This window comes from Pseudomonas sp. BF-RE-22 (genome assembly GCF_019956155.1).
Taxonomy (GTDB): Bacteria; Pseudomonadota; Gammaproteobacteria; order Pseudomonadales; family Pseudomonadaceae; genus Aquipseudomonas; species Aquipseudomonas migulae.
Window position 1 is genome coordinate 1 of sequence record NZ_JAHBDD010000049.1, and the last position, 22,717, is coordinate 22,717.

18 protein-coding genes and 1 pseudogene are annotated in these 22,717 nt (G+C 60.3%); 5 read left to right on the forward strand and 14 right to left on the reverse strand.

Features of this window, described 5'->3' with window-relative positions:
* From KGA82_RS21910 to KGA82_RS21930, 5 genes and pseudogenes are all read right to left on the reverse strand, one after another.
* Positions 1 to 461, reverse strand: a pseudogene (locus tag KGA82_RS21910) (hypothetical protein); the annotation flags it as partial.
* 22 nt (positions 462 to 483) lie between these two features.
* Positions 484 to 975: a CS1 type fimbrial major subunit gene (locus tag KGA82_RS21915; protein WP_223452516.1), complete on the reverse strand. Its 492-nt coding sequence runs from the start codon at positions 973 to 975 to the stop codon at positions 484 to 486.
* Positions 976 to 980: 5 nt separating this feature from the next.
* Positions 981 to 1,721, reverse strand: coding sequence for a molecular chaperone (locus KGA82_RS21920; RefSeq protein ID WP_223452517.1), 741 nt, complete (start codon positions 1,719 to 1,721; stop codon positions 981 to 983).
* Between the two features lie 39 nt (positions 1,722 to 1,760).
* The gene (locus KGA82_RS21925) at positions 1,761 to 4,283 is read right to left on the reverse strand and encodes a CS1-pili formation C-terminal domain-containing protein (protein WP_223452518.1); all 2,523 of its coding nucleotides are present in this window, start codon (positions 4,281 to 4,283) and stop codon (positions 1,761 to 1,763) included.
* Positions 4,284 to 4,392: 109 nt separating this feature from the next.
* Positions 4,393 to 4,884 carry a CS1 type fimbrial major subunit gene (locus tag KGA82_RS21930; RefSeq protein ID WP_223452519.1) on the reverse strand — a complete coding sequence of 164 codons (492 nt, stop codon included), beginning with the start codon at positions 4,882 to 4,884 and terminating at the stop codon, positions 4,393 to 4,395.
* Between the two features lie 505 nt (positions 4,885 to 5,389).
* Between KGA82_RS21930 and KGA82_RS21935 the strand changes: the two genes are divergently transcribed.
* Both KGA82_RS21935 and KGA82_RS21940 read left to right on the forward strand, forming a co-directional pair.
* Positions 5,390 to 5,965: a PadR family transcriptional regulator gene (locus tag KGA82_RS21935; RefSeq protein ID WP_008026701.1), complete on the forward strand. Its 576-nt coding sequence runs from the start codon at positions 5,390 to 5,392 to the stop codon at positions 5,963 to 5,965.
* Positions 5,962 to 6,747 carry a siderophore-interacting protein gene (locus KGA82_RS21940; protein ID WP_223452520.1) on the forward strand — a complete coding sequence of 262 codons (786 nt, stop codon included), beginning with the start codon at positions 5,962 to 5,964 and terminating at the stop codon, positions 6,745 to 6,747. Before KGA82_RS21935 ends, KGA82_RS21940 begins: the two co-directional genes overlap by 4 nt.
* A gap of 108 nt (positions 6,748 to 6,855) precedes the next feature.
* Here KGA82_RS21940 and KGA82_RS21945 read toward each other — a convergent pair whose 3' ends face one another.
* Together KGA82_RS21945 and KGA82_RS21950 are read right to left on the reverse strand one after the other, a co-directional pair.
* On the reverse strand, positions 6,856 to 7,491 hold the full coding sequence (locus KGA82_RS21945) for a Pr6Pr family membrane protein (protein ID WP_411737734.1): 636 nt from the start codon (positions 7,489 to 7,491) through the stop codon (positions 6,856 to 6,858).
* 8 nt (positions 7,492 to 7,499) lie between these two features.
* Entirely contained in the window at positions 7,500 to 7,730 is a 231-nt protein-coding gene (locus tag KGA82_RS21950) for a VF530 family DNA-binding protein (RefSeq protein ID WP_007903672.1), read from the reverse strand.
* Between the two features lie 347 nt (positions 7,731 to 8,077).
* On the opposite strand from KGA82_RS21950, the gene KGA82_RS21955 reads away from it, so the two are divergent.
* Positions 8,078 to 9,460 (forward strand): carbohydrate porin, encoded by a 1,383-nt coding sequence (locus KGA82_RS21955; protein ID WP_223452522.1) that lies wholly within the window; start codon positions 8,078 to 8,080, stop codon positions 9,458 to 9,460.
* A gap of 213 nt (positions 9,461 to 9,673) precedes the next feature.
* Entirely contained in the window at positions 9,674 to 12,082 is a 2,409-nt protein-coding gene (locus KGA82_RS21960) for a glucose/quinate/shikimate family membrane-bound PQQ-dependent dehydrogenase (RefSeq protein WP_223452523.1), read from the forward strand.
* Between the two features lie 238 nt (positions 12,083 to 12,320).
* On the opposite strand, the gene KGA82_RS21965 is transcribed toward KGA82_RS21960, so the two are convergent.
* Together KGA82_RS21965 and purL are read right to left on the reverse strand one after the other, a co-directional pair.
* Entirely contained in the window at positions 12,321 to 12,632 is a 312-nt protein-coding gene (locus KGA82_RS21965) for a YqfO family protein (protein WP_223452524.1), read from the reverse strand.
* A gap of 5 nt (positions 12,633 to 12,637) precedes the next feature.
* Positions 12,638 to 16,534, reverse strand: coding sequence for a phosphoribosylformylglycinamidine synthase (gene purL / locus KGA82_RS21970; RefSeq protein ID WP_008042487.1), 3,897 nt, complete (start codon positions 16,532 to 16,534; stop codon positions 12,638 to 12,640).
* A gap of 274 nt (positions 16,535 to 16,808) precedes the next feature.
* Here purL and mltF point away from each other — a divergent pair, with 274 nt between their 5' ends.
* The gene (gene mltF / locus KGA82_RS21975; RefSeq protein ID WP_032828633.1) at positions 16,809 to 18,269 is read left to right on the forward strand and encodes a membrane-bound lytic murein transglycosylase MltF; all 1,461 of its coding nucleotides are present in this window, start codon (positions 16,809 to 16,811) and stop codon (positions 18,267 to 18,269) included.
* 144 nt (positions 18,270 to 18,413) lie between these two features.
* Here mltF and pdxJ read toward each other — a convergent pair whose 3' ends face one another.
* The 5 genes from pdxJ to lepB all read right to left on the reverse strand — a co-directional run bounded on the left by pdxJ (position 18,414) and on the right by lepB (position 22,716).
* Positions 18,414 to 19,160, reverse strand: coding sequence for a pyridoxine 5'-phosphate synthase (gene pdxJ / locus KGA82_RS21980; protein ID WP_223452525.1), 747 nt, complete (start codon positions 19,158 to 19,160; stop codon positions 18,414 to 18,416).
* 89 nt (positions 19,161 to 19,249) lie between these two features.
* Entirely contained in the window at positions 19,250 to 19,933 is a 684-nt protein-coding gene (recO, locus tag KGA82_RS21985) for a DNA repair protein RecO (RefSeq protein WP_008026692.1), read from the reverse strand.
* A gap of 159 nt (positions 19,934 to 20,092) precedes the next feature.
* On the reverse strand, positions 20,093 to 20,995 hold the full coding sequence (gene era / locus KGA82_RS21990; RefSeq protein ID WP_008026691.1) for a GTPase Era: 903 nt from the start codon (positions 20,993 to 20,995) through the stop codon (positions 20,093 to 20,095).
* A complete protein-coding gene (rnc, locus tag KGA82_RS21995) occupies positions 20,988 to 21,677 on the reverse strand; it encodes a ribonuclease III (protein WP_032828632.1) in 690 nt (229 codons plus the stop codon). Before rnc ends, era begins: the two co-directional genes overlap by 8 nt.
* A gap of 184 nt (positions 21,678 to 21,861) precedes the next feature.
* A complete protein-coding gene (gene lepB, locus KGA82_RS22000) occupies positions 21,862 to 22,716 on the reverse strand; it encodes a signal peptidase I (protein ID WP_008026689.1) in 855 nt (284 codons plus the stop codon).
* Position 22,717 lies beyond the last annotated feature (1 nt).

The window sequence follows — 22,717 nt, forward strand, 5'->3', positions numbered from 1 at the left end:
GCCCAAAGTTGATCCCACCCCCCGCCCCCGGTCAGCTCGGTAACGGGGCGTGGAATTTGTGCTTCGTGGCCAATACCTCCGATCCGGATGGAAAGCACTTTTGAATCCCCCGACTCGTGCGTAACGCGTACCTCTCTCCACGCTGAGGGAACCCTGGCCATACCACCCTGGCGAGGATCCGTATGGTTGGCACGGATCGGTGCGTTGGCCGTAAAGCCGATGCGCGGGCCAAGGCTGAAAAGCCCATAGGGCTCACAGGCTTGAGGCACCTGGCGGCAGAAACCCTCGGACGGCGTCATGTTGACGAATACATTCTTGTTCGGCTTCGATGAGTCCGGCTGAAAGACCGCTTCGATTTCCATGACAGCGGCCTGCACAGGCAGTGCAGGTAAAATGAAGACCAGGCAGATCAATGCGAAGCCACTTGGTATTTGGAACAAACGCCTGACGAAAAAATACATTCCTTCTCCTTCCGAGCCAGAATCACGCCCCCGGCAGCACTGCGTTGAAAATCAAATTGACGCTGCCGAAATAGCTGCCCGGTTTGTAAACCCCATCGACAGGCGGCACCGGCGCGATGTCCAGCAACACACGTTTACCCGGCGCTGCCTCGCTCATCGACACCACCTCGCGGCTCTCCAGTTCGCTCAACACCTTTCCGTTGAACAGCACGCGCAAACCAATGTCATCGGCCGGCATCCCGTTGGACAGGTAAGGCCTGCCTTCAAGTCGTGCTTCGATAGAGCCGCCTTCATTCTTCACATCGAAATACTTGCGCAAACCGCCCAAGGTCGAGGTCGCCAGATTCCACGGCAATTGCTGTTCGCGGTGAATCCAGCCTGCGTCTGCGGGAATGACATAGAACACCTGGCTCGGAATCGTCACGAACACGTCGAAGTGGTGCACTTCGCGGGCGGCAAACGCTGAATGGCAGGCCATTGCCGACACCATCAGAACCGTCAGTTTTCTGAACATGGTCATCAGCCCTTCACATCGAGTTTCTTGCTGCTCTCGCCTTCAACCAGTGTGAAGCGATACTCGCGACCGGCCTGTTTCTCGAACTGAAAACTGCGGCCCGCGAGGATGTGATGCTTGGTGGTCGGCATGCAGTCCTGCTCGTTCTTGACCGCGCAATCCTTGAACTCATCGATCACCACCACAGTGTTGCCGTCGTTGCGGATGCGGTAATCCTTCGCGCCGTTCTCGATCACGCTGGCGTAACGCGTGTCCTTGGGACGGACGAAAAACACCGCGCCATACCCGGCCAGCACCGTGACCCCGGCGGACAGGGTCTTCTTGTATTCCTCACGCTCTTCGCCGGAGACCGCGAACTCGTCTTCTTTCTCCGGCACCACCGGCACGAAACGCACGCGAAAATAACGCTCGCGGTCACGCTCGCCCATGTACAGCAACCGCGTGCCTTGCATGCCACTGGCAGGCACAATCAGCCGCGCCGGGCTGGCCATCAAACCGTCCCGGGCGCTGCCGTCGGCGCTGGACTTGAGCGGCACTTCCTGCGACTTGCCGTCGGCGTCGTAAAGGATTTCCAGGATGTTGACCTTGACGAACGCAGTGCTGTCGCCGCCATTGAAGACACGTTTCAAATAGGTACTTTTATCACCGTCCAGGTAGTCGTAAACCGTGCCGATATTGATGCTCGGCCCGGCGTGTGCCGTCTGCGTGAACAAACAAAAACCAATCAGTGCCAACCGACGTTTCATCGTCATTTACCTCGTAGATAAAATGCGTATTGCCGGGCATCAGCCTGCCGTCGGCGTCTGTGTCGTTGCGTCCGCCAACGTATCCGGCGTGCAACGCAGGTCGCCGATCATCAGCACATTGTTTTCCGTGCGGCCACGGCTCGGGTCGAGCCGGAACTGGCACAGCAACTGGTTGCCGTGGCGCACTTCCAGGGTCGGTGAACCGGCGTTCATTTCCATGGAGAAGAAGCCGTCCACTTCACTGACTCCGCGACTGGCGTGGTTGATGATGTGATGGCCCTTGAGCGGGCTGCCCTGGTAGTCCACCAGGCGACCGAGCACGGTGAGGGTTCTCATCACGCGAACCTGGCGATACTCGACGCCGCCCTTGTTCAAGTGATAGCTGGAGCGGGCCGGCTGGATGGTCGCGGCCGGCACGTGATTGCCCTCGAAATCGAAACTGACCGAGCTGCTTTTGTAGGCGGTGATCGGCACGAAATTGCGCCCTGGTCTGAGCACCGCGCTGCCACCGCTCAAATCGTCGGCGCGCAGGGCAATGTCATCGATGTCCGATTCGACATCGATGATCATGCCGGCACCGTTGCGGTGGTACTGGCTGGTCACGACCATTTTTTGCCCGCCGACGGCGACGGTGCTGTCGAGGTTCAAGCCACCGGTGAAGTCGTTGTTGAATGAGGAGCGCTGGATAAAACCGTCAGCGTTGACCCGCTCCGATTGCATCGTCGCCATCGCGTTCATACCGATGCCATAGGTGTCGGTGATGGCCGTGGCGGAAACGCTTTGCAGCAGGTGATCCTGCAAGTCTTTGCGGTAGGTGACCGAGGCATTGTTATCCCGCCCGCCGTCGCGATCGGTGCGGGTGCCGATGCTGCCGGAGATCTGTTCGCCCGGCCCGCCCAGGGCGATGTTGACGCTCAGGTCGACGCCACGATTGCGGTCATTGCCCGAGCTGAAACTGCCCGGCCTGTCGAACAGCGACAAGCGCCAGTTGGCGTCGCTGCCGAACAATCGGCCGCGCTGGCTCCACCCCAGATCCACGCCGACGCCTTCGGTGTTGCCCTCGCTGTGGGACACCCTGGCATTGACCGAACTTTTGCTGGTGAGCCGATGGTTCAGCGACAACGACGAGTTGCTGGTCTGGCCGATAAACACGTTGCGCTGTCGTACTCGCGTGCCGTCAGGCAGCGTGTCGTAGAGCCGGGTCGTGTCGAGCCAGCTGCGGTTGTGACTGGCGACGATGCTGCCGCTGCCGTAGGAATAAAGCCCCTGCACGTCGAAACCGGTGCCGTGGTCCTCGGTCTTGTAGACGTTGGCATAGACGCTGGCATTGTTGACGACGGCCCAATCGACCGAGGTGCCGTATTGCAGGCTGTCACGCACCTGTCGACCCGACAGGCCGAGGATGACTCGCGGGTGCAGCAGAAAGTTGAAGGCGGCACCGGCCGTCATGTCGCCGTCGTTCTGATCGTCCCAGTTGCTGAGCAATTTGGACTCACGCCCGGCGAACAGGTTGTAGCGCCATTGCTCGTCGTGGTTGCGCCAATTGTTCGGTTTATAGACCAGTTCCTGGGTGCTGGAGGTGATCTGGCCGTCTTCGATCAGGCGCACTTCCACTTCATAGATACCGCCGGGCAACGGCCGCGTGTCGAGGGTTTGCAGGCCTGCGGGCATCGCCTGCGTATTGATCAGCAAACCGTCGCGGTAGATCTCCACCGAGCCCTGGCGATTGGCGGTGACGTAGATCGGGTAGACCGCCGGTGTCGGCTGATTGATGGCCAGGCTGTCGGAGCTGCCGTACATCACACCCAGCGCCGTGTCGGGAGCCGCGCCGAAGGAACGCGGCTGGCGAGTCAGCCCTTCGGAGGTGGGGGTGAAATAGCCCAGGCGCACAAAGTTGCCTTCCAGTTCACGCTGGGTATAGAGCTCATGCACGGCGTGATAGGTCTGGTTATCCACACCGCCCAGTCGCGACAGTTGCAGGTTCACCGCTTGAGTCCAGTTGCCGAGGCTGCTGCTGGCTTCAAGACCATAGCGCCCGCCCAGGTCCTGGTTTTGCCCGCCGTTGAGGTTCAACTGGTTGCGCACGATCAACCCGGTGCTGCCGCCTTCGGGCTGGTTGTAATAACGCTGGACCTGATCGTCGCGCTCGGCGTTTTCCGTGAGGATCGACACCAGCGAGTTTTCCAGGCTGTAGTGCACGGCCAATAGCCGCTCGGGGCATTTCGCCTCGCAGTTGCCCAGCACCACACCTTGCTTCAAATAGTCAGACCAGGTGTCGCGTTCACTGGCTTTGATCGTGCTGTCGCTGACATCGGTGAAGTCAACGAGGGTGATGCGGTCGTCGCGGGTCAACACGACCATCGCCTCACCCAGAAATTGTTGATCAAGTTCCACGCGCACCGCCAACGGTACATCGAAGAAGTGTTCTTCGAATTCGCTCGGCAAACCCTTGGCCTGCGCCAGCAAACTTCGAGGTGTATGGCCGTTGTCCGCTGGCGCGGCCAGGGCAGTTGCGCAAAAACACAAGGCAAGCGCCGTCGCGATGGGAGTCATCGGGAACATGAAAGAAATACTCTGTGGATAAAGACGGTGAAACCCGATCGACAGGGATTACGGCCCTATCGATCGGTGCGCGTTATCAAGCAAGAACTTGCTGACAGAACGCTGTCATTCAGATGCGCGGAATGGCATCAAACATGACGACGGGATTGGCGGTGTAAATACCCACCTGATTGTTGCCCGGCTTTTGTGCAGTGATCACCAGGTCGGCGCGCATGCCACCGTTGGACTCGACGTCGCCGACCACTTCCTGCGAATCGGCAGTCAGTACGGTGCCGTTGAAGGTGTAGGTCAGCGGAATGTTCAAGGTCGCATTACCGTTGAACAGCGGCGTAGGGCCGCCGACGACGTATGCGCCCACCGAGCCGTTGGTGTGCTGGATATCGTAGGTGCCACGGACCTCCGACAGGGTGCCGGCGCCAATTTGGTATTGCATTCTTTCGTCTTTACCGAAGTTCAGGTCCACGGGTTGAGCGTGAAACACTTTGCTCGGGATTTCCGCAGTGATGTTGATGGAGGTGCGCGACTCATCCGCAGCGAACGCCATCGAAGCACTCAGGGCCAGGAGGGTCATCGGAACGGCGATTGCAAACTTCTTGAACATTGTTTAGTACCTGTCTTTTTCAAAGGATTGGTCCGTGAAAGCGTGAATCGTCCCTATCGCCGGTTTAAATAGTGGCAATTTGGCTCAACTTTCGACGAAGAGAATGATCGGCCAATTACTTGAGAAAGTAAGTACGCAACTTCCGAAGAACATGTAGTAACAACCGCCCACGACCCAGTAGAAAAAACCCGCAAAATCAATAATTAAACCGTTCACCCGACAGAAACATACTACAAACAGTTTTAACGAAAAAAGCACACAGTCAAACTAAATACAGTCTCTGTAAGACAAAGACTACTTAGGGCTAATTATTAATAATCACTCTCTGTTAGTTACACATAATTAGATCAATCACTCTAAAACAGCAAGCTGCAAAACGCCTTTTTCCCGCCCCGCACTGAAATCCGCCACGACGCCCTTCGGCGACGACCGTTGGTCCTGTTCGCTTGCCTTCCCGATAAGATATATCTTAAGTTGTATCTAAACACGACAGAGAGAAGGAAAAATGAGAGACCATCATTCCCCCCACCGTGAACACGGTGACGGCCGCGACGGCTTCGAGAAACGCCCCGGCCGCGAACGCGGCGGTCGCGGCCCACGGGTGTTTGCCCCCGGCGATCTGAAACTGCTGCTACTCGCGCTCATCGCCGAACAGCCCTGCCACGGCTACGACTTGATCCGCCAGATCGAAGGCATGTTCGACGGCGCCTACAGTCCCAGCCCCGGCGTGATCTACCCAACCCTGACCTTTCTGGAAGAAAGCGAAATGATCCAGGGCGATGCCGAAGGCGGAAAAAAACGCTACAGCGTGACCGACGCCGGTCGTCTGTCTTTAAGTGAGCAAGCGGTTGCACTGGACGGCGTGCGGATGCGCATCGATGTCAGCAAGCGCTCATTGCGCGGCCATGACCGTCCGCCCGAGATCCACGAAGCGGTGCATAACCTGCGTCACGCGTTGCAACTGCACCACGGTCGCTGGAGCGCGGAAGAAATCATCCGGGTCGCCGCCCTGCTCAACAACACCGCCAAAGCCATCGTCGACGGCCCCTTGGTTCAACCCGCTCAGGAGAAAGCTGAATGACTGAAGTGATCGAGCACACCATTCACCGTGTCATGCATGAAATCAAACGCCGTCGCCTGCAAGTGTTGCGCGTGGTTGACCTGACCCCGCGCATGCGCCGGATTACCTTGGGTGGGCCAGAGCTGGCAGGTTTCATCAGCCTTGGCACAGACGACCACGTCAAACTGCTGTTCCCGCAGAACGCCGCAGAACAAGCGGCGCTGGAAACCCTGGTACTCGGTGCCGGCAAGGACAACGGCCCGATGCCGGCGATGCGCGACTACACGCCGCGTCGCTACGACCTCGACACGCTGGAACTGGACATCGACTTCGTGTTGCACGGCGACGGCCCTGCTTCGACCTGGGCGGAACAGGCCAAACCGGGACAGTTCCTGCACATTGGCGGGCCACGGGGATCGATGATCGTGCCGGACATGTTCGACAGCTATTTGCTGATCGGTGACGAGACGGCGATCCCTGCGATTGCGCGGCGCCTGGAGGGTTTGGCGGCCAATCGCCAGGCGCTGGTGATCATTGAAGTGGAGAACGGCGCGGAACAGCAAAAGCTCGAAAGCCCGGCGCAGGTCAATGTGATCTGGGTGTTGCGCGAGGGTGGCAAGAACAACTTGCTGACCACCGTGAAACAGCTGCAAGTGCCCAGCGGCAATCTATACGCGTGGGTGGCGACCGAGACCAAAGTGTCGCGGCAGATTCGTCGGGTGCTGCTGGACGAGCACGGGCTGAACGAGCAGTTCGTCAAAGCCGTCGGCTATTGGCGCCTGGACGACAGCGACGAGGAATAACGCCACATAAACTGTAGGAGCCGGCTTGCTGGCGATAGGTCCCTTGAACCCTGCATCGTTGCCAAGGACGCCATCGCCAGCAAGCCGGCTCCTACAGGTCCGTGTGATTCAGGCGTATCGCCGCCACCGATCCAGCGCGATCACCAACAACGCAATCACCACAAACCCCGCCAACAATCCGCCTGCATTCACAAACACCTGTGGATAACCCAGCTTGTCGACATCTATGAACGGATAGGGATAAACCGCCAGCAGATGCCCGCGCAGCAACGCGTAAGCGAAGTACAGCAACGGGTAAATCACCCACAACGCAATATGCCGCAGACGCAGAGTGCCTTTGGGCACACACAACCACCACCAGGCCAGAAACAGCAACGGCATGACGTCGTGCAGCAGTTCATCGGCCAGCCATTGCCAGCCTTCGGGATGCCACAGATGGCGCAACAGAATGTTGTAGGCAAGGCCGACCACGGCGATGCTCACGGCAATCGCGCCGCTCACCCCCGGCTGCAAAAACCAGCGTCGCGCAGCCGACTCGCGGGACGTCAGCGCGCAGGTCAGCACGGTCGCCACCAGCGTGTTGCTGAGCACGGTGAAGTAGCTGAAAAAACTCACCAGCCCGCCCAGCAGACTGGCGCCCAGCGTCCAGCGCGAATAGAAAATCAGGTACAGCTGAATGCTCAATCCCGCCCAGCCGAGGACAGCAGCCACGGCCACAAAACGACGGCGCACGGCAGGTTGCATGATCATGTTCAGAGCGGTCGCTTGGTACGCATCAACTTGACGTACAAGCGTTCGACCTTCTCCCGTGCCCACGGGGTCTTGCGCAGGAAGGTCAGGCTCGACTTGATGCTCGGATCACTCTTGAAGCAGCGGATATCGATGCGCTCGGCCAGCCCCGACCATTCGTAATGTTCAACCAGCGCGTTGAGGATCTGCTCCAGTGTCACGCCATGCAGCGGGTTGTTGTTCTGTTCGGTCATGCCGGGCCTTCGAGCGATAGATGAATTGGAAGCCGCGCACCTTAGCCGAGGGGGTGTTCGGGTGGAAGGGCTATGAATTAAATGTAGGTGAACTCTGAATAATCATTGTGTAGGAGCGAGGCTTGCCCGCGAAGGCAATCTCAAGGACGCATTCGCGGGCAAGCCTCGCTCCTACAGAGAGCATCGTAGATGCTGCGGACTGTTACCAAATCCGAAAGAATTCATCTCGGCAAAAGGCCTTTCTCTATTTGTAACAGAACATTATCCTTACGCCCGAACCTGCTGAAACGCTTCCGCTAGCCGCTTCACCCCTCACTCCCCAGAAAAAGATCAAGAATTTCTCTTCTATGCCTTATGTTCAATTTTTGCGAGACAGCGCTGTCTGCACGCCTGTTTCCCAGCGAAAAGTCCTTAACCTGATCGGCGGATTCACCGCGCTGGGCCTCGCCACCTGCGCTCAGGCCGCCCCGGCCTTCGATAGCGAATCGCCGTGGATGCTCGGCGACTGGAACGGCACGCGCACCGAACTTTCGGAAAAAGGCTACGACTTCAAAGTCGATTACACCGGCGAAATGGGCAGCAATCTGCACGGCGGCTACGACCACGATCGCACCGCGCGCTACAGCGATCAGTTCGGCCTCGGCACGCATCTCGATCTGCAGAAGATCCTCGGTTGGGACGACGCTGAATTTCAACTGACCATCACCGAACGTAACGGCAACAACATCAGCAACGACCGGATCAACGATCCGCGGGTCGGCGGTTTCACTTCAGCGCAGGAAGTCTGGGGTCGCGGGCAAACCTGGCGCCTGACGCAGATGTGGTATCAGCAGAAATTCTTCGATCAGAAGCTCGACATCAAGGTCGGCCGTTTCGGCGAAGGCGAAGATTTCAACAGTTTCCCCTGCGACTTCCAGAACCTGGCGTTCTGCGGCTCCCAGGTCGGTAACTGGGTCGGGGGCATCTGGTACAACTGGCCAGTCAGCCAGTGGGCGATGCGGGTCAAGTATCACCTGACGCCAGAGCTGTACGCGCAGGTCGGCGCGTATGAGCAGAACCCGTCGAACCTTGATCGCGGCAATGGTTTCAAGCTCAGCGGCAGCGGCACCCAAGGCGCAATTTTGCCGGTGGAGCTGGTGTGGACGCCGAAGCTCAACGGCCTGCCGGGCGAATACCGCGCCGGTTATTACTACAGCAACGCCAACGCCACGGATGCCTACAAGGACAGCAATGGCCAGCCCGCCGCCCTGAGTGGTGAGGCCTACCGCAGCGCGTCGAGCAAACACGGCGTCTGGCTGGGTGTGCAGCAGCAGATCACCAGCCGCGCCAGCGACAACTCCCGTGGCCTGAGCGTGTTCGCCAACGGCACGATGCACGACAAAAAGACCAACGCCATCGACAACTATGTCCAGGCGGGCGTCGTCTACAAAGGCTTGTTCGATGCGCGCGCCAAGGACGACATCGGTTTCGCCCTCGCCCGTGTTCACGTCAACCCGGCCTATCGCAAGAACGCCGAGGCAAGCAATCAGGCCCACGCGGTCTCCGACTTCGACGATCCGTCCTTCCTGCCGCCGCAGGACACCGAATACAGCGCCGAACTCTATTACGGGGTGCACGTCACGAACTGGCTGACCGTGCGCCCGAACCTGCAATACATCCGCCAGCCCGGTGGCGTGGACAAGGTCGATGACGCCCTGATTGGCGGGATCAAGATCCAGTCGCAGTTCTAACAAACACCGCAACCCCTGTAGGAGCGAGGCTTGCCCGCGAAGGCGATCTATCAACCAACATTAATGTTGAACATTAGTCCGTCTTCGCGGGCAAGCCTCGCTCCTACAAGGGAACGCAACAGTTCCAGTTTTTACATGAACCCTGCCCGCGCCAGATCGTCATCTACAGTGAACTTGCGCGGGACTACTTGAAACGTCACGGAGAACCACACTATGAGCACTGATGGTGCTTTGAGTCGAAGCCGTCTATTGCCGACCCTGCTCGGCATTCTGCTTCTGCTAATGGGCCTGGCCATGCTGGCTGGGGGGATCAAGCTGAGCATGCTCGGCGGCTCGCTGTATTACCTGCTGGCCGGTATCGGCCTGGCGCTGACCGGCGTGCTGCTGATTCTCGCTCGCCGCGCAGCCTTGGGCCTGTACGCGCTGGTGCTGTTCGCCAGCACCGTTTGGGCCTTGTGGGAAGTCGGCCTCGACTGGTGGCAACTGGTGCCGCGTCTGGCAATGTTGTTCGCGCTGGGCATCGTCATGCTGCTGCCGTGGTTCCGTCGTCCGCTGCTGCGCGAAGGCGCTGCACCGAAAGGCACCGGCGCACTGAGCGTGGCCGTGGTGCTCGCGGGCGTGACTGCACTGGCCAGCCAATTCACCAACCCCGGTGAAATCAAAGGCCAACTGGACCGCGACAGCGTGCCGGGCATGACCAACACCGCCCCGGCCATGCCCGACGGTGACTGGAACTCCTACGGCCGCAGCGCTCACGGTGACCGTTACTCGCCACTGGCGCAGATCACCCCGCAGAACGTCAACAAGCTCGTTCCGGCCTGGACCTACCGCACCGGCGACCTGCCGGGGCCGAACGATCCGGGTGAAACCACCGCTGAAAACACCCCGCTGAAAGCCAACGGCATGCTCTATGTGTGTACGCCGCACAGCCAGGTGATCGCACTGGACCCGGACACCGGCAAGGAAATCTGGCGTTTCGATCCGAAGCTCTCCACGCAAAACGCGGCGAACTTCAAGGGTTGGGCGCACATGACCTGCCGTGGCGTGACGTATCACGATGACGCGGCTTACGCCTCCGAGCAGAGCCCGACCGGCAGCGCCAGCGCGCCTGTCGCCAGCGTCTGCCCACGCCGGATCTTCCTGCCGACCGCCGACACCCGCCTGATCGCCCTGAACGCCGACACCGGCAAGATGTGCGAAGACTTCGGCGACAAAGGCCAGGTCGACCTGCGCGCCAACATCGGTGGTTTCACCGCCGGCGGCTACTACTCCACCTCGCCGCCAGCGGTCACCAAGGACCTGGTGGTGATTGGCGGCCACGTCACCGACAACGTCTCCACCGACGAGCCGAGCGGCGTGATCCGCGCGTTCGACGTGCACACCGGCAAACTGGTGTGGAACTGGGACAGCGGCAACCCGGACGACACCACGCCGATTGCCGAAGGCAAGGTCTACACCCGCAACTCGCCGAACATGTGGTCCATGTTCGCCGTCGATGAAAAACTCGGCATGCTGTACCTGCCGATGGGCAACCAGACGCCGGACCAGTTCGGTGGCGCTCGCACCCCGGAATCGGAACTGCACGCCGCCGGCCTGACCGCCCTCGACATTGGCACCGGTAAAGTGCGCTGGCACTTCCAGTTCACCCACCATGACCTGTGGGACATGGACGTCGGTGGCCAGCCAACCCTGATGGACCTGAAAACCGCAGACGGCGTGAAGCCGGCGGTACTCGCGTCCACCAAGCAAGGCAGCATCTACGTACTGGATCGCAGCACCGGCCAAGCGATTGTGCCGATCAACGAAGTGCCAGTTCCGCAAGGCGCTGTCGAAGGTGATCACACCTCGCCGACCCAACCGAAATCCGACCTCAACCTGATGCCGCCGCCGCTGCAAGAGCGCGACATGTGGGGCGTGACGCCATTCGACCAACTGATCTGCCGGATCGACTTCAAGTCCATGCGCTACGACGGCCCGTTCACCCCGCCGTCGCTGCAGGGTTCGATCGTGTATCCAGGCAACTTCGGCGTGTTCGACTGGGGCGGCATCTCGGTTGACCCGGTGCGTCAGATCGCTTTCGTGAACCCGAGCTACATGGCGTTCAAATCGAAACTGATCCCGGCCGCCGAAATCGCTGCCCAAGGCCCGCGCAAAAGCGAAACCGAAGGCGTGCAGCCCAACAAAGGCGCGCCGTACGGCGTAGTCCTCGAAGCATTGCTGTCGCCAATGGGCCTGCCGTGCCAGGCGCCAGCATGGGGTTATGTAGCGGCGGTTGACCTGACCACCGCCAAAGTCCTGTGGAAACACAAGAACGGCACCGTGCGCGACAGCTCGCCGGTTCCGATCCCGCTGAGCATGGGCGTGCCTAGCCTGGGCGGCACCTTCACCACCGCCGGTGGCGTTGGATTCCTGAGCGGCACCCTCGACCAGTACCTGCGTGCCTACGACGTGAAAAACGGCAAGCAACTGTGGGAAGGTCGCCTGCCTGCGGGCGCGCAAACCACACCGATGACCTACACCGGCAAGGACGGCAAGCAATACGTGCTCGTCGTGGCGGGCGGTCATGGATCGCTGGGCACCAAGCAAGGTGACTATGTGATTGCGTACAAACTGTCCGAATAAGTTTTAGCGGCGGTTAAAGCAAAGGCGACTCCCGTGAGGGGGTCGCCTTTTTTGTGATCGACACACAACCCTGTAGGAGCCGGCTTGCTGGCGATTGCTGACTTACAGCCAACATCAACGTTGAATGTTAAACCGCTATCGCCAGCAAGCCGGCTCCTACAGGGGTGGTGTAGGTCCGTTGAATTGTGGGCAACAAAAAACCCGCCGTAGCGGGTTTTTCATTGCAGCGGTCAGCGGATCAGAAATCCTCCAGCCGCCACACTTCATAAGCCGGTGTCTCGTAGGGATGGCTCTGTTTCAAAGCCGCCACCACCGAACGGATCAACTCATCCGCCACCACCAGCTCAACTTTCCATTCCTCAACCTGTTCGACCTGCCCTGCTTCGCCAATGAACGGCTGACTGCCCTCCATTGGACGAAACTGACCCAGGCCCAACACCTGCCATGCGCAGTGTTCGTAAGCACCGATTCGCCCGCCACCGGCAGCGAACACAGCGCATTTGACCACTTCGACATGGCTGGTCGGAACAAAGAAGCTGAGCTTGTACACGGCGCTTAGTTCACCCACACGCGAGCGTTACGGAACATGCGCATCCATGGCGCGTCTTCGTTCCAGTCTTCCGAACGCCACGAGTTCTGCACGGCGCGGAACACACGTTCCGGGTGCGGCATCATGATCGTCACGCGACCGTCGCGGCTGGTCAAACCGGTGATCCCGCGCGGCGAGCCGTTCGGGTTGGCCGGGTACTTCTCGGTGACCTTGCCATGGTTGTCGACGAAACGCATCGCCACGCAACCCGACAGATCGGCTTCCAGCAACGCTTCTTCACTGGAGAACTCGGCATGACCTTCACCGTGTGCGATGGCGATCGGCATGCGCGAACCGGCCATGCCTTGCAGGAAGATCGAGTTCGACTCCTGGACCTGAACCATCGCCACACGGGCTTCGAACTGCTCGGAACGGTTACGCACGAAGTGCGGCCAGAACTCGCTGCCCGGGATCAGCTCGTGCAGGTTGGACATCATCTGGCAACCGTTGCACACGCCAAGGGTGAAGCTGTCGCTACGTTCGAAGAAACCCTGGAACGCATCGCGGGCGCGGCTGTTGAACAGCGCGGACTTGGCCCAGCCTTCACCGGCGCCCAGTACGTCGCCGTAGGAGAAGCCGCCGCAAGCGACCATGCCCTTGAAGTCGTTCAGGTCGACACGGCCGGCCAGAATGTCGCTCATGTGCACGTCGATTGCGTTGAAACCGGCGCGGTCGAACGCGGCCGCCATTTCCACCTGACCGTTGACGCCCTGCTCACGCAGCACGGCAACCTGTGGGCGGATGTTTTTCTTGATGTAAGGCGCGGCGACGTCCTGGTTGACGTCGTAGCTCAGCTTGACGCTCAGGCCCGGGTTGTCTTCTTCCAGCAGCACGTCGAACTCTTGCTCGGCGCAGTCGGCGTTGTCACGCAGACGCTGGATCTGGTAGCTGGTTTCAGCCCATGTACGCTGCAGCAGACGACGCTGACCTTCGAACACGGTTTCGCCGTTGAAGGTGATGCTGATCTCGCCGTTGTTCATCGGCTGACCGATCACCGACACGCACTCGCCCAGACCGGCAGCGCTGAACTGCGCGAGGATGTCCGGAGTCGCGTCCTGGCGAACCTGGATCACGGCGCCCAGTTCTTCGTTGAACAGGATCGCTGCGATGTCGGCGGAGGTTTCCGCCAGACCGTCGAGGTTCAGGCTCAGGCCGCAGTGACCGGCGAAGGCCATTTCCACGGCGCTGGTCAGCAGACCACCGTCGGAACGGTCGTGGTAGGCCAGCAGGTGACCGTCGGCATTGAGGCCCTGGATCACCGCGAAGAAGGCTTTCAGGTCTTCGGCATCATCGACGTCCGGCGCTTGCGAGCCGAGCTTGCCGTGAACCTGGGCCAGGATCGAGGCGCCCATGCGGTTCTGACCACGGCCCAGATCGATCAGGATCAGGTCGGTGGTGCCCTTGTCCATGCGCAGTTCCGGGGTCAGGGTCTGACGGATGTCAGCCACTGGCGCGAAACCGGTCACGATCAGGGACATTGGCGAGGTGACGGTCTTGTCTTCGCCGTTGTCGCTCCAGCGCGTGGCCATGGACATGGAGTCCTTGCCCACCGGAATGGTGATGCCCAGCTCAGGGCACAGTTCCATGCCGACCGCTTTCACGGTGTCGTACAGACGCGCGTCTTCACCCGGGTGACCGGCTGCGGACATCCAGTTCGCCGACAACTTGATGTCGGAGATCTTGTTGATGCGCGAAGCGGCGATGTTGGTCAGGGTTTCGCCGATGGCCATGCGGCCCGACGCCGGAGCGTCCAGCAGCGCCAGCGGAGTACGCTCGCCCATGGCCATGGCTTCACCGGTGTAGACGTCGAAGCTGGTGGCGGTGACGGCAACGTCGGCCACCGGAACCTGCCACGGGCCGACCATCTGGTCACGGGCCACGAGGCCGGTGATGGTGCGGTCGCCGATGGTGATCAGGAAGCTTTTGCTCGCCACGGCCGGGTGATGCAGAACGCGCTCGACGCAGTCTGCAATCTCAAGGGTCGACGGATCGAAGTCGTCGCCCAGCTCGTTTTCACGAACGGCCGAACGGTGCATGCGCGGGGCTTTGCCCAGCAGCACTTCCAGCGGCATGTCCACCGGGCTGTTGCCGAAGTGGCTGTCGGTGACCGTCAGTTGCGGCTCGGCAGTGGCTTCGCCGACCACGGCGAACGGGCAACGCTCGCGCTCGCAGATCGCCTGGAAACGTTCGAAGTCAGCAGGGCCGACGGCCAGAACGTAGCGTTCCTGGGATTCGTTACTCCAGATTTCGTGCGGGGCCATGCCCGGCTCGTCGTTTGGAATGTTGCGCAGTTCGAAGCGGCCACCACGGTTGCCGTCGTTGACCAGTTCCGGGAAGGCGTTGGACAGACCGCCCGCACCCACGTCGTGGATGAAGCTGATCGGGTTCTTGTCACCCAGTTGCCAGCAACGGTCGATGACTTCCTGGCAGCGGCGTTCCATCTCAGGGTTTTCGCGCTGAACCGAAGCGAAGTCCAAGTCAGCCGAGCTGGTGCCGGTGGCCATGGAGGAAGCAGCGCCGCCGCCCAGACCGATCAACATCGCCGGGCCGCCGAGCACGATCAGCTTGGAGCCGACGGTGATCTCGCCTTTCTGTACGTGTTCGGCACGGATGTTACCCATGCCGCCGGCCAGCATGATCGGCTTGTGGTAACCGCGAACTTCGTCGCCACGCGGAGTGGTGATCGATTGTTCGAAGGTACGGAAGTAACCGGTCAGGGCCGGACGACCGAATTCGTTGTTGAACGCGGCGCCACCCAGTGGGCCTTCGATCATGATGTCCAGCGCGGTGACGATGCGCTCAGGCTTGCCGTACGGCACTTCCCACGGCTGTTCGAAGCCAGGGATCTGCAGGTTCGACACGGTGAAACCGGTCAGGCCGGCCTTTGGCTTGGCGCCACGACCGGTAGCGCCTTCGTCGCGGATCTCGCCACCGGAACCGGTGGACGCACCCGGGAACGGGGCAATCGCGGTCGGGTGGTTGTGCGTTTCGACTTTCATCAAAATGTGCACCGGCTCCTGTACCGCGCCGTACTGGCGGGTTTCAGGGTCCGGGAAGAAACGGCCGGCGACATTACCGACGATCACCGAAGCGTTGTCCTTATAAGCGGACAGAACGCCTTCGCTGTGCATCTGGTAAGTGTTCTTGATCATGCCGAACAGGCTTTTTTCCTGGCTCTGACCGTCGATGTCCCAACTGGCGTTGAAGATCTTGTGACGGCAGTGCTCGGAGTTCGCCTGGGCGAACATCATCAGTTCGATGTCGTGCGGGTTGCGCTTCAAACCAACGAAGGCGTTGACCAGGTAATCGATCTCGTCTTCGGCCAGGGCCAGGCCCAGCTCGGTGTTGGCTTTTTCCAGCGCGGCGCGGCCGCCACCCAACACGTCGATCGCGGTCAGCGGCTTCGGTTCGGCGTGGCTGAACAGGCCGGCGGCCTGTTCAAGGTTGGCGAGGACGATCTGGGTCATGCGGTCATGCAGAACATCGGAGATCAGCTGCGCTTCGGCGTCGCTGAACTGGCCAGCGACATAGAACGCGATACCGCGCTCCAGGCGCTGGATCTTGCTCAGGCCGCAATTGCGAGCGATGTCGCTGGCCTTGCTGGACCACGGCGAGATGGTGCCGAAACGCGGCAACACCAGGAACAGGCGACCGGTCGGTTCTTGAACCGGTACGCTTGGACCGTACTTCAGAAGGCGCGCGAGCACCTGCTGTTCGTCGCCGGTCAGGACGCCGGTAACTTCGGCGAAGTGAGCGAATTCAGCATACAAGCCGCTGACAGCCGAAACCTTCTGGCTCAGTTGCTCAAGGAGTTTGCTGTGGCGAAAGGCAGAAAGGGCAGGAGCGCCGCGCAGGATCAACATCTTCGGGACAGCCTCGGGAAGGGGTGTGCTTTGAGGCCGTGCATTCTAGCCTAAACCGCCCGCGACATCACCCGAAACGGTACGGGCGGCGTCACCCGGACGTCGGGCCGGGTATCCGGGGCCGAAACAGCGGTCGGCCAGGTGTTATTTTTTGTGTCACAAAAAGCCGTTCGAGCCCATTCCTGCGGGCTCCAGAGCGGTTTTTCGCTCCCTAGCAGACAAGGCCTTCGCTGTCGAGATATGGCGCTCGTGGTCCTTTGCGTATACTGCGCAGATGTTTTCCCCAACGGCTTTGCGTCCGCGGTACGCCAAATGGCTGATCGCAACCGGACTCTTCCTGATGCTCAGTGGCTGTGTTGATAAACCCAACACGCTGGAGCGCGTAAAGGAGGATGGCGTGCTGCGGGTGGTTACCCGAAACAGCCCCGCTACCTACTTTCAGGATCGCAACGGTGAAACCGGCTTCGAATACGAGCTGGTGAAGCGCTTCGCCGACGATCTGGGGGTCGAACTCAAGATCGAAACCGCCGACAACCTTGACGACCTGTACAGCCAGGTGGGCAAGCCCAACGGTCCGGTGATCGCTGCGGCCGGCCTGGTCAGCAGCGAAGCGCGCAAACAGCAGGTGCGGTTCTCCCACTCTTATCTGGAAGTCACCCCGCAGATCATCTATCGCAACGGCCAGTCACGGCCGACCGATGCAAAGGATCTGGTGGGCAAGAAGATCATGGTGCTCAAGGGCAGCACCCACGCCGGGCAACTGGCGGAGTTGAAACAGAAGTTTCCCGGCATTGAATACGAAGAGTCCGACGCGGTTGAAGTTGTCGACCTGCTGCGCATGGTCGATGAAGGCCAGATTGACCTGACCCTGGTCGACTCCAACGAAGTGGCGATGAACCAGGTCTACTTCACCAATATCCGGGTCGCCTTCGACCTCGGTGACGCCAGCGACCAGAGCTGGGCCGTGGCCGCCGGCGACGACAACAGCCTGCTCAACGAGATCAACGCCTACCTCGACAAGGTGAAGAAGAACGGCACGCTGCAACGCCTGAAGGACCGCTATTACGGGCACGTCGACGTACTCGGCTACATGGGCGCCACTACCTTCGCCCAGCATTTGCAGCAACGACTGCCCAAGTACGAGCAACACTTCAAGACCTACGCCAAGAAAGAGAAGGTCGACTGGCGCCTGTTGGCGGCGGTCGGTTATCAGGAATCCCTGTGGCAAGCGGCCGTCACGTCGAAGACCGGCGTGCGTGGCCTGATGATGCTGACCCAGAACACCGCGCAGGCGATGGGCGTGTCCAATCGCCTCGATCCGAAGCAAAGCATCATGGGCGGCGCCAAGTACCTGGCCTACATGAAGGAACAGCTGGATGAGTCTATCCAGGAACCGGACCGTACCTGGTTTGCGCTGGCGGCCTACAACGTCGGCAGCGGTCACCTGGATGACGCGCGCAAACTGGCGGCCAAGGAAGGGTTGAACCCGGACAAGTGGCTGGACGTGAAGAAGATCCTGCCGCGCCTGTCCGAGAAAAAGTGGTACAGCAAAACCCGTTACGGCTACGCCCGTGGCGGCGAGCCGGTGCATTTCGTGGCGAACATCCGTCGCTACTACGACATCCTGACCTGGGTGACGCAGCCTCAGCTGGAAGGCAATCAGGTGGCCGAAGGCAATCTGCATGTGCCGGGGGTCGACAAGACCAAGCCGAGCCAGGAAACCCCGCAGCTTTAGATTTGTGTTGCTTTTGAGGACGCCTTCGCGGGCAAGTCGGATCGCCGCACCGCTCGCTCCTACAGGTCCGTGTTGTGCCGCAATTTTGCGTATGGCACCGACCCTGTAGGAGCGAGGCTTGCCCGCGAAGGCAGCACCTCCGTCTTAGCACTTCAACGCTGCGGCCAGGATCAACGCCTTCATCTCGGCAACAGCCGACTTGAACCCGACAAACAACGCGTGCGCCACCAGCGCATGGCCGATGTTCAGTTCGTTGATGCCCTTGATCGCCGCGACCGCTTCGACGTTGTGATAGTGCAAACCGTGACCGGCGTTGACGATCAAACCCTGCGCCAGACCAAATGCCACGCCATCGGCCACTCGTTTGAGCTCTTCAGCCACGTCCGTCGGTGTCTCGGCATCGGCATAACGACCGGTGTGCAACTCAATCGCCGGAGCACCGACACGACGGGACGCTTCGATCTGCCGCTCGTCCGCATCGATGAACAGCGACACTTCGCAACCGATCTTCGCCAGGCGATCCACTGCTGCCTTGATCCGCGCTTCCTGCCCCGCTACGTCCAGACCGCCTTCGGTGGTCAGTTCCTGGCGGGTTTCCGGCACCAGGCAAATGTGCGCCGGGCGGATGCGCTCGGCGAACACCATCATTTCTTCGGTGACGCCCATTTCGAAGTTCATGCGGGTTTGCAGCACATCCTTGAGCACCAGCACGTCACGTTCCTGAATGTGCCGACGGTCTTCGCGAAGGTGCACGGTGATGCCGTCAGCGCCCGCCTCTTCCGCGTCCAGTGCGGCCTTGACCGGATCGGGATAGCGAGTGCCCCGGGCCTGGCGCAGGGTGGCAACGTGGTCGATGTTCACGCCAAGAAGAATGCGATTGCTGGTGGTCACGGAAGCGCTCCTGAATTTAAAGATTCGGCGCACAGCATACACGGGGCAACAGGGTCTGTTGATCCTTGGTGGGAGCGAAGATCAAGACCCTACGGCTTTCGAAACAACTCTCGGGAAACCAGGGGACGACCGCCCAGGTGAACGGCCAATGCCTGGCGCATCAAACGCTTGGCGGCGGACAACGCGCCGGGGGCCGACCAGTCGGCGTCGGCCATGGCCAGCAACTCGGTGCCGTTGAACAGACCGGGTTGCAGCAGGTAGACCCGTTCCAGGCCGGCATCCACCTGTAGACGATACAGGCCGTCCGGCGCGACGGGTTCGCCGTGGATGTCGGTGTTCAGCGCGAAGCCGTAACCGAGATCGTCGAGCAAGCGCCATTCGAAGGAACGCAGCAACGGCTCCAGCGGGCGGCCTTCGGCCAGCGCAAGCAAAGTCGCGGCGTAGTGATCGAAGACAGCGGGATGGGGATCTTCTGATGGCAACAGGCGAATCAGTAGCTCATTGAGGTAAAGCCCGCTGAACAGCGCCTCACCGATGAGCCATGTCGACGTACCGGCACTTTCCATGCGCCCGACATTCTTCAGTTCGCCCCGCCCCCGGAACTCGACTTCCAGCGGCACGAACGGCCGCGCCAACGTCCCGGCCTTGCCCCGCGCACTGCGCAACACCGCCCGCAGCCGACCTTGCGGCGTAAGGAAATCCACCAGTGCGCTGTTTTCGCGGTAGGCGCGGGAGTGGAGGACGTAGGCGGGTTGGCCGATGGGCTGGGACATGATGCTCTCAATGACGGATCGCGATTTTACTAACACCCCAAAACCACTGTGGGAGCGAGCCTGCTCGCGATGAGGGACTGACATTCAACAAAATTGTTGACTGACAGACCGCTATCGCGAGCAGGCTCGCTCCCACAGTTTTATCACCTGGGCTCAGGTTTACAGGTCGCCGTAACCCAGCGAACGCAATGCGCGCTCATCGTCGGACCAGCCGCCTTTCACTTTGACCCAGAGGTTGAGCATGATCTTGGAGTCGAACAGCAGCTCCATGTCCTTGCGCGCCTCGGTGCCGATGCGCTTGATGCGCTCGCCCTTGTCGCCAATGATGATTTTCTTCTGGCCGTCACGTTCGACGAGAATCAACGCATGAATGTGCAGGGTTTTCCCCTGCTGCTTGAACTCTTCGATTTCCACGGTGATCTGGTATGGCAGCTCGGCGCCCAGCTGACGCATGATTTTCTCACGCACCAGCTCAGCGGCGAGGAAGCGGCTGCTGCGGTCGGTGATCTGGTCTTCCGGGAAGAAGTGATCGTTTTCCGGCAGGTGCTCGGCGATCACTCGCTCCAGCGTGTCGAGGTTATGCCCGTGCTGGGCCGAGATCGGCATGATCTGCGCGTTCGGCAGCTGTTCCTGCAACCAGGTCAGGTGCGGCATCAGCTCGGCTTTGTCTTCGATGCGGTCGGTCTTGTTCAGCGCCACGATCAGCGGGCCGGTCACGTACTGGACACGCTCGAGCACCATCTGGTCTTCGTCGGTCCACTTGGTACGATCCACCACGAAGATCACCACGTCGACGTCTTTCAACGCCGCCGAAGCGGTCTTGTTCATGTAGCGGTTCAAGGCCTTTTCGCCGCCCTTGTGCATGCCCGGGGTGTCGACGTAGATCGCCTGGACGGCGCCTTCGGTCTTGATGCCCAGCATGTTGTGGCGGGTGGTCTGAGGCTTGCGCGAAGTGATCGCCAGCTTCTGGCCGAGGATGTGGTTCAGCAGCGTGGACTTGCCCACGTTGGGACGGCCGACGATGGCAACATAGCCACAGCGTGTTGCGGTTGAATCAGTCATTGCCATTCTCCACACCCAGGGCTATCAGTGCTGCGGCGGCCGCTACCTGTTCGGCAATACGACGACTCACACCCTGACCTCGGCTTTTTTCATTCAGTAAGGTGATTTCGCATTCGACGAAGAACGTCCGGCAATGCGGCTCACCCTGGATATCCACCACTTCGTAACGCGGCAGCTCACAACCACGGGACTGCAGGAATTCCTGCAGGCGGGTTTTTGGATCTTTGTTGGTGTCGACCAGTGTCAGGCCTTCGAACTCGCCGGCCAGCCAGGCCAGCACGCGTTCGCGCGCCACGTCCATGCCGGCGTCCAGGTAGATCGCACCGATCAGCGCTTCCAGGGCATCGGCCAGAATCGACTCGCGACGGAAACCGCCGCTTTTCAACTCGCCGGAACCCAGACGCAAGTAATCGCCCAGATCGAAACCGCGGGCCAGTACAGCCAGAGTCTCACCTTTCACCAGACGTGCGCGCAAACGCGACAACTGGCCTTCGCGGGCCAGCGGGAAGCGATCGAACAGCGCCTCGCCAGCGACGAAGTTGAGGATGGCATCACCGAGGAATTCCAGGCGTTCGTTGTTGCGCCCGGCAAAGCTGCGGTGAGTCAGGGCCAGGACCATCAGTTCCTGATCCTTGAAGGTGTAGCCGAGCTGACGCTCTAGACGGCTTAAGGAGACGCTCACGGTTTACCCACGCTGAGTTCGTGGCTGGATTCCACCGCCATCGCCGTGGTGCGGCGCAGGCTTGGGACAATTAACGCTGTGTTCAAAAATTACGTCCTGAATATCATTGTTTTCATGCGTCTGGCGCCGATTGTGGCAGTTCCAGAAATGCATTCGGCGCTGTGTTCAACAGCGCCGTGTGTGATTACTTGATCAGGCCAACCCGCGAGAAATTCGGCAGGTGACTGAGTTTGGGTTCCGGCCAGCTCATCCAGACTGCGAAGGCCTTGCCGACGATATTCTTGTCGGGAACCATGCCCAGCAGATCCTTGGGAATAGTCGGATCATCCCAGTAACGACTGTCGTTCGAGTTGTCGCGGTTGTCGCCCATCATGAAGTAGTGCCCGGCAGGCACGGTCCACGTATGGTCAGGCGATGCGCGATAACGGCTCATTTCCTTGCGGATAAGGTGCTCGGCGGCGCCGAGTTTTTCCTTGTAGAGCTCGGCGCTGCCCAGCGTGCCCGGCTCGGAGCCGACCAGTTGCTCGGCAATCGACTCGCCGTTGACGAACAGGCGCTTGTCGGCGGTGTAGCGAACCTGGTCACCCGGCAGGCCGACCACACGCTTGATGTAGTTGACGTTCGGATCACTCGGGTAACGGAACACCATCACATCGCCGCGCTGCGGATCACCGACATCGATGACTTTCTTGTCGATCACCGGCAGGCGGATCCCGTAGGAAAACTTGCTCACCAGAATGAAGTCGCCGACATCCAGCGTCGGTTTCATCGAGCCGGAAGGAATCTGGAACGGCTCCACCAGGAACGAACGCAGGACCAGCACGATGAACAACACCGGGAAGAACGACTTGCCGTATTCGACCAGCAGCGGCTCTTTGTTCAGCTTCTCGACCACCACCACATCCGGCTGGCTGACGCTGCCCTGATAGGAGGCGATGGCGGCACGCCGACGCGGCGCCAGGAAAACCAGATCAAGCAACGCCAACAGGCCGCAGACGAACACGGCGATGACCAGCAACAGCGGGAAATTTAGTGACATA

Coding starts and splice junctions, on each gene's coding strand:
- KGA82_RS21915 (WP_223452516.1), bottom strand. CDS start 975: ATGTTCAGAAAACTGACGGTTCTGATGGTGTCGGCAATGGCCTGCCAT.
- KGA82_RS21920 (WP_223452517.1), bottom strand. CDS start 1,721: ATGAAACGTCGGTTGGCACTGATTGGTTTTTGTTTGTTCACGCAGACG.
- KGA82_RS21925 (WP_223452518.1), bottom strand. CDS start 4,283: ATGTTCCCGATGACTCCCATCGCGACGGCGCTTGCCTTGTGTTTTTGC.
- KGA82_RS21930 (WP_223452519.1), bottom strand. CDS start 4,884: ATGTTCAAGAAGTTTGCAATCGCCGTTCCGATGACCCTCCTGGCCCTG.
- KGA82_RS21935 (WP_008026701.1), top strand. CDS start 5,390: ATGAGAGACCATCATTCCCCCCACCGTGAACACGGTGACGGCCGCGAC.
- KGA82_RS21940 (WP_223452520.1), top strand. CDS start 5,962: ATGACTGAAGTGATCGAGCACACCATTCACCGTGTCATGCATGAAATC.
- KGA82_RS21945 (WP_411737734.1), bottom strand. CDS start 7,491: ATGCAACCTGCCGTGCGCCGTCGTTTTGTGGCCGTGGCTGCTGTCCTC.
- KGA82_RS21950 (WP_007903672.1), bottom strand. CDS start 7,730: ATGACCGAACAGAACAACAACCCGCTGCATGGCGTGACACTGGAGCAG.
- KGA82_RS21955 (WP_223452522.1), top strand. CDS start 8,078: ATGCCTTATGTTCAATTTTTGCGAGACAGCGCTGTCTGCACGCCTGTT.
- KGA82_RS21960 (WP_223452523.1), top strand. CDS start 9,674: ATGAGCACTGATGGTGCTTTGAGTCGAAGCCGTCTATTGCCGACCCTG.
- purL (WP_008042487.1), bottom strand. CDS start 16,534: ATGTTGATCCTGCGCGGCGCTCCTGCCCTTTCTGCCTTTCGCCACAGC.
- mltF (WP_032828633.1), top strand. CDS start 16,809: ATGTTTTCCCCAACGGCTTTGCGTCCGCGGTACGCCAAATGGCTGATC.
- recO (WP_008026692.1), bottom strand. CDS start 19,933: ATGTCCCAGCCCATCGGCCAACCCGCCTACGTCCTCCACTCCCGCGCC.
- era (WP_008026691.1), bottom strand. CDS start 20,995: ATGACTGATTCAACCGCAACACGCTGTGGCTATGTTGCCATCGTCGGC.
- lepB (WP_008026689.1), bottom strand. CDS start 22,716: ATGTCACTAAATTTCCCGCTGTTGCTGGTCATCGCCGTGTTCGTCTGC.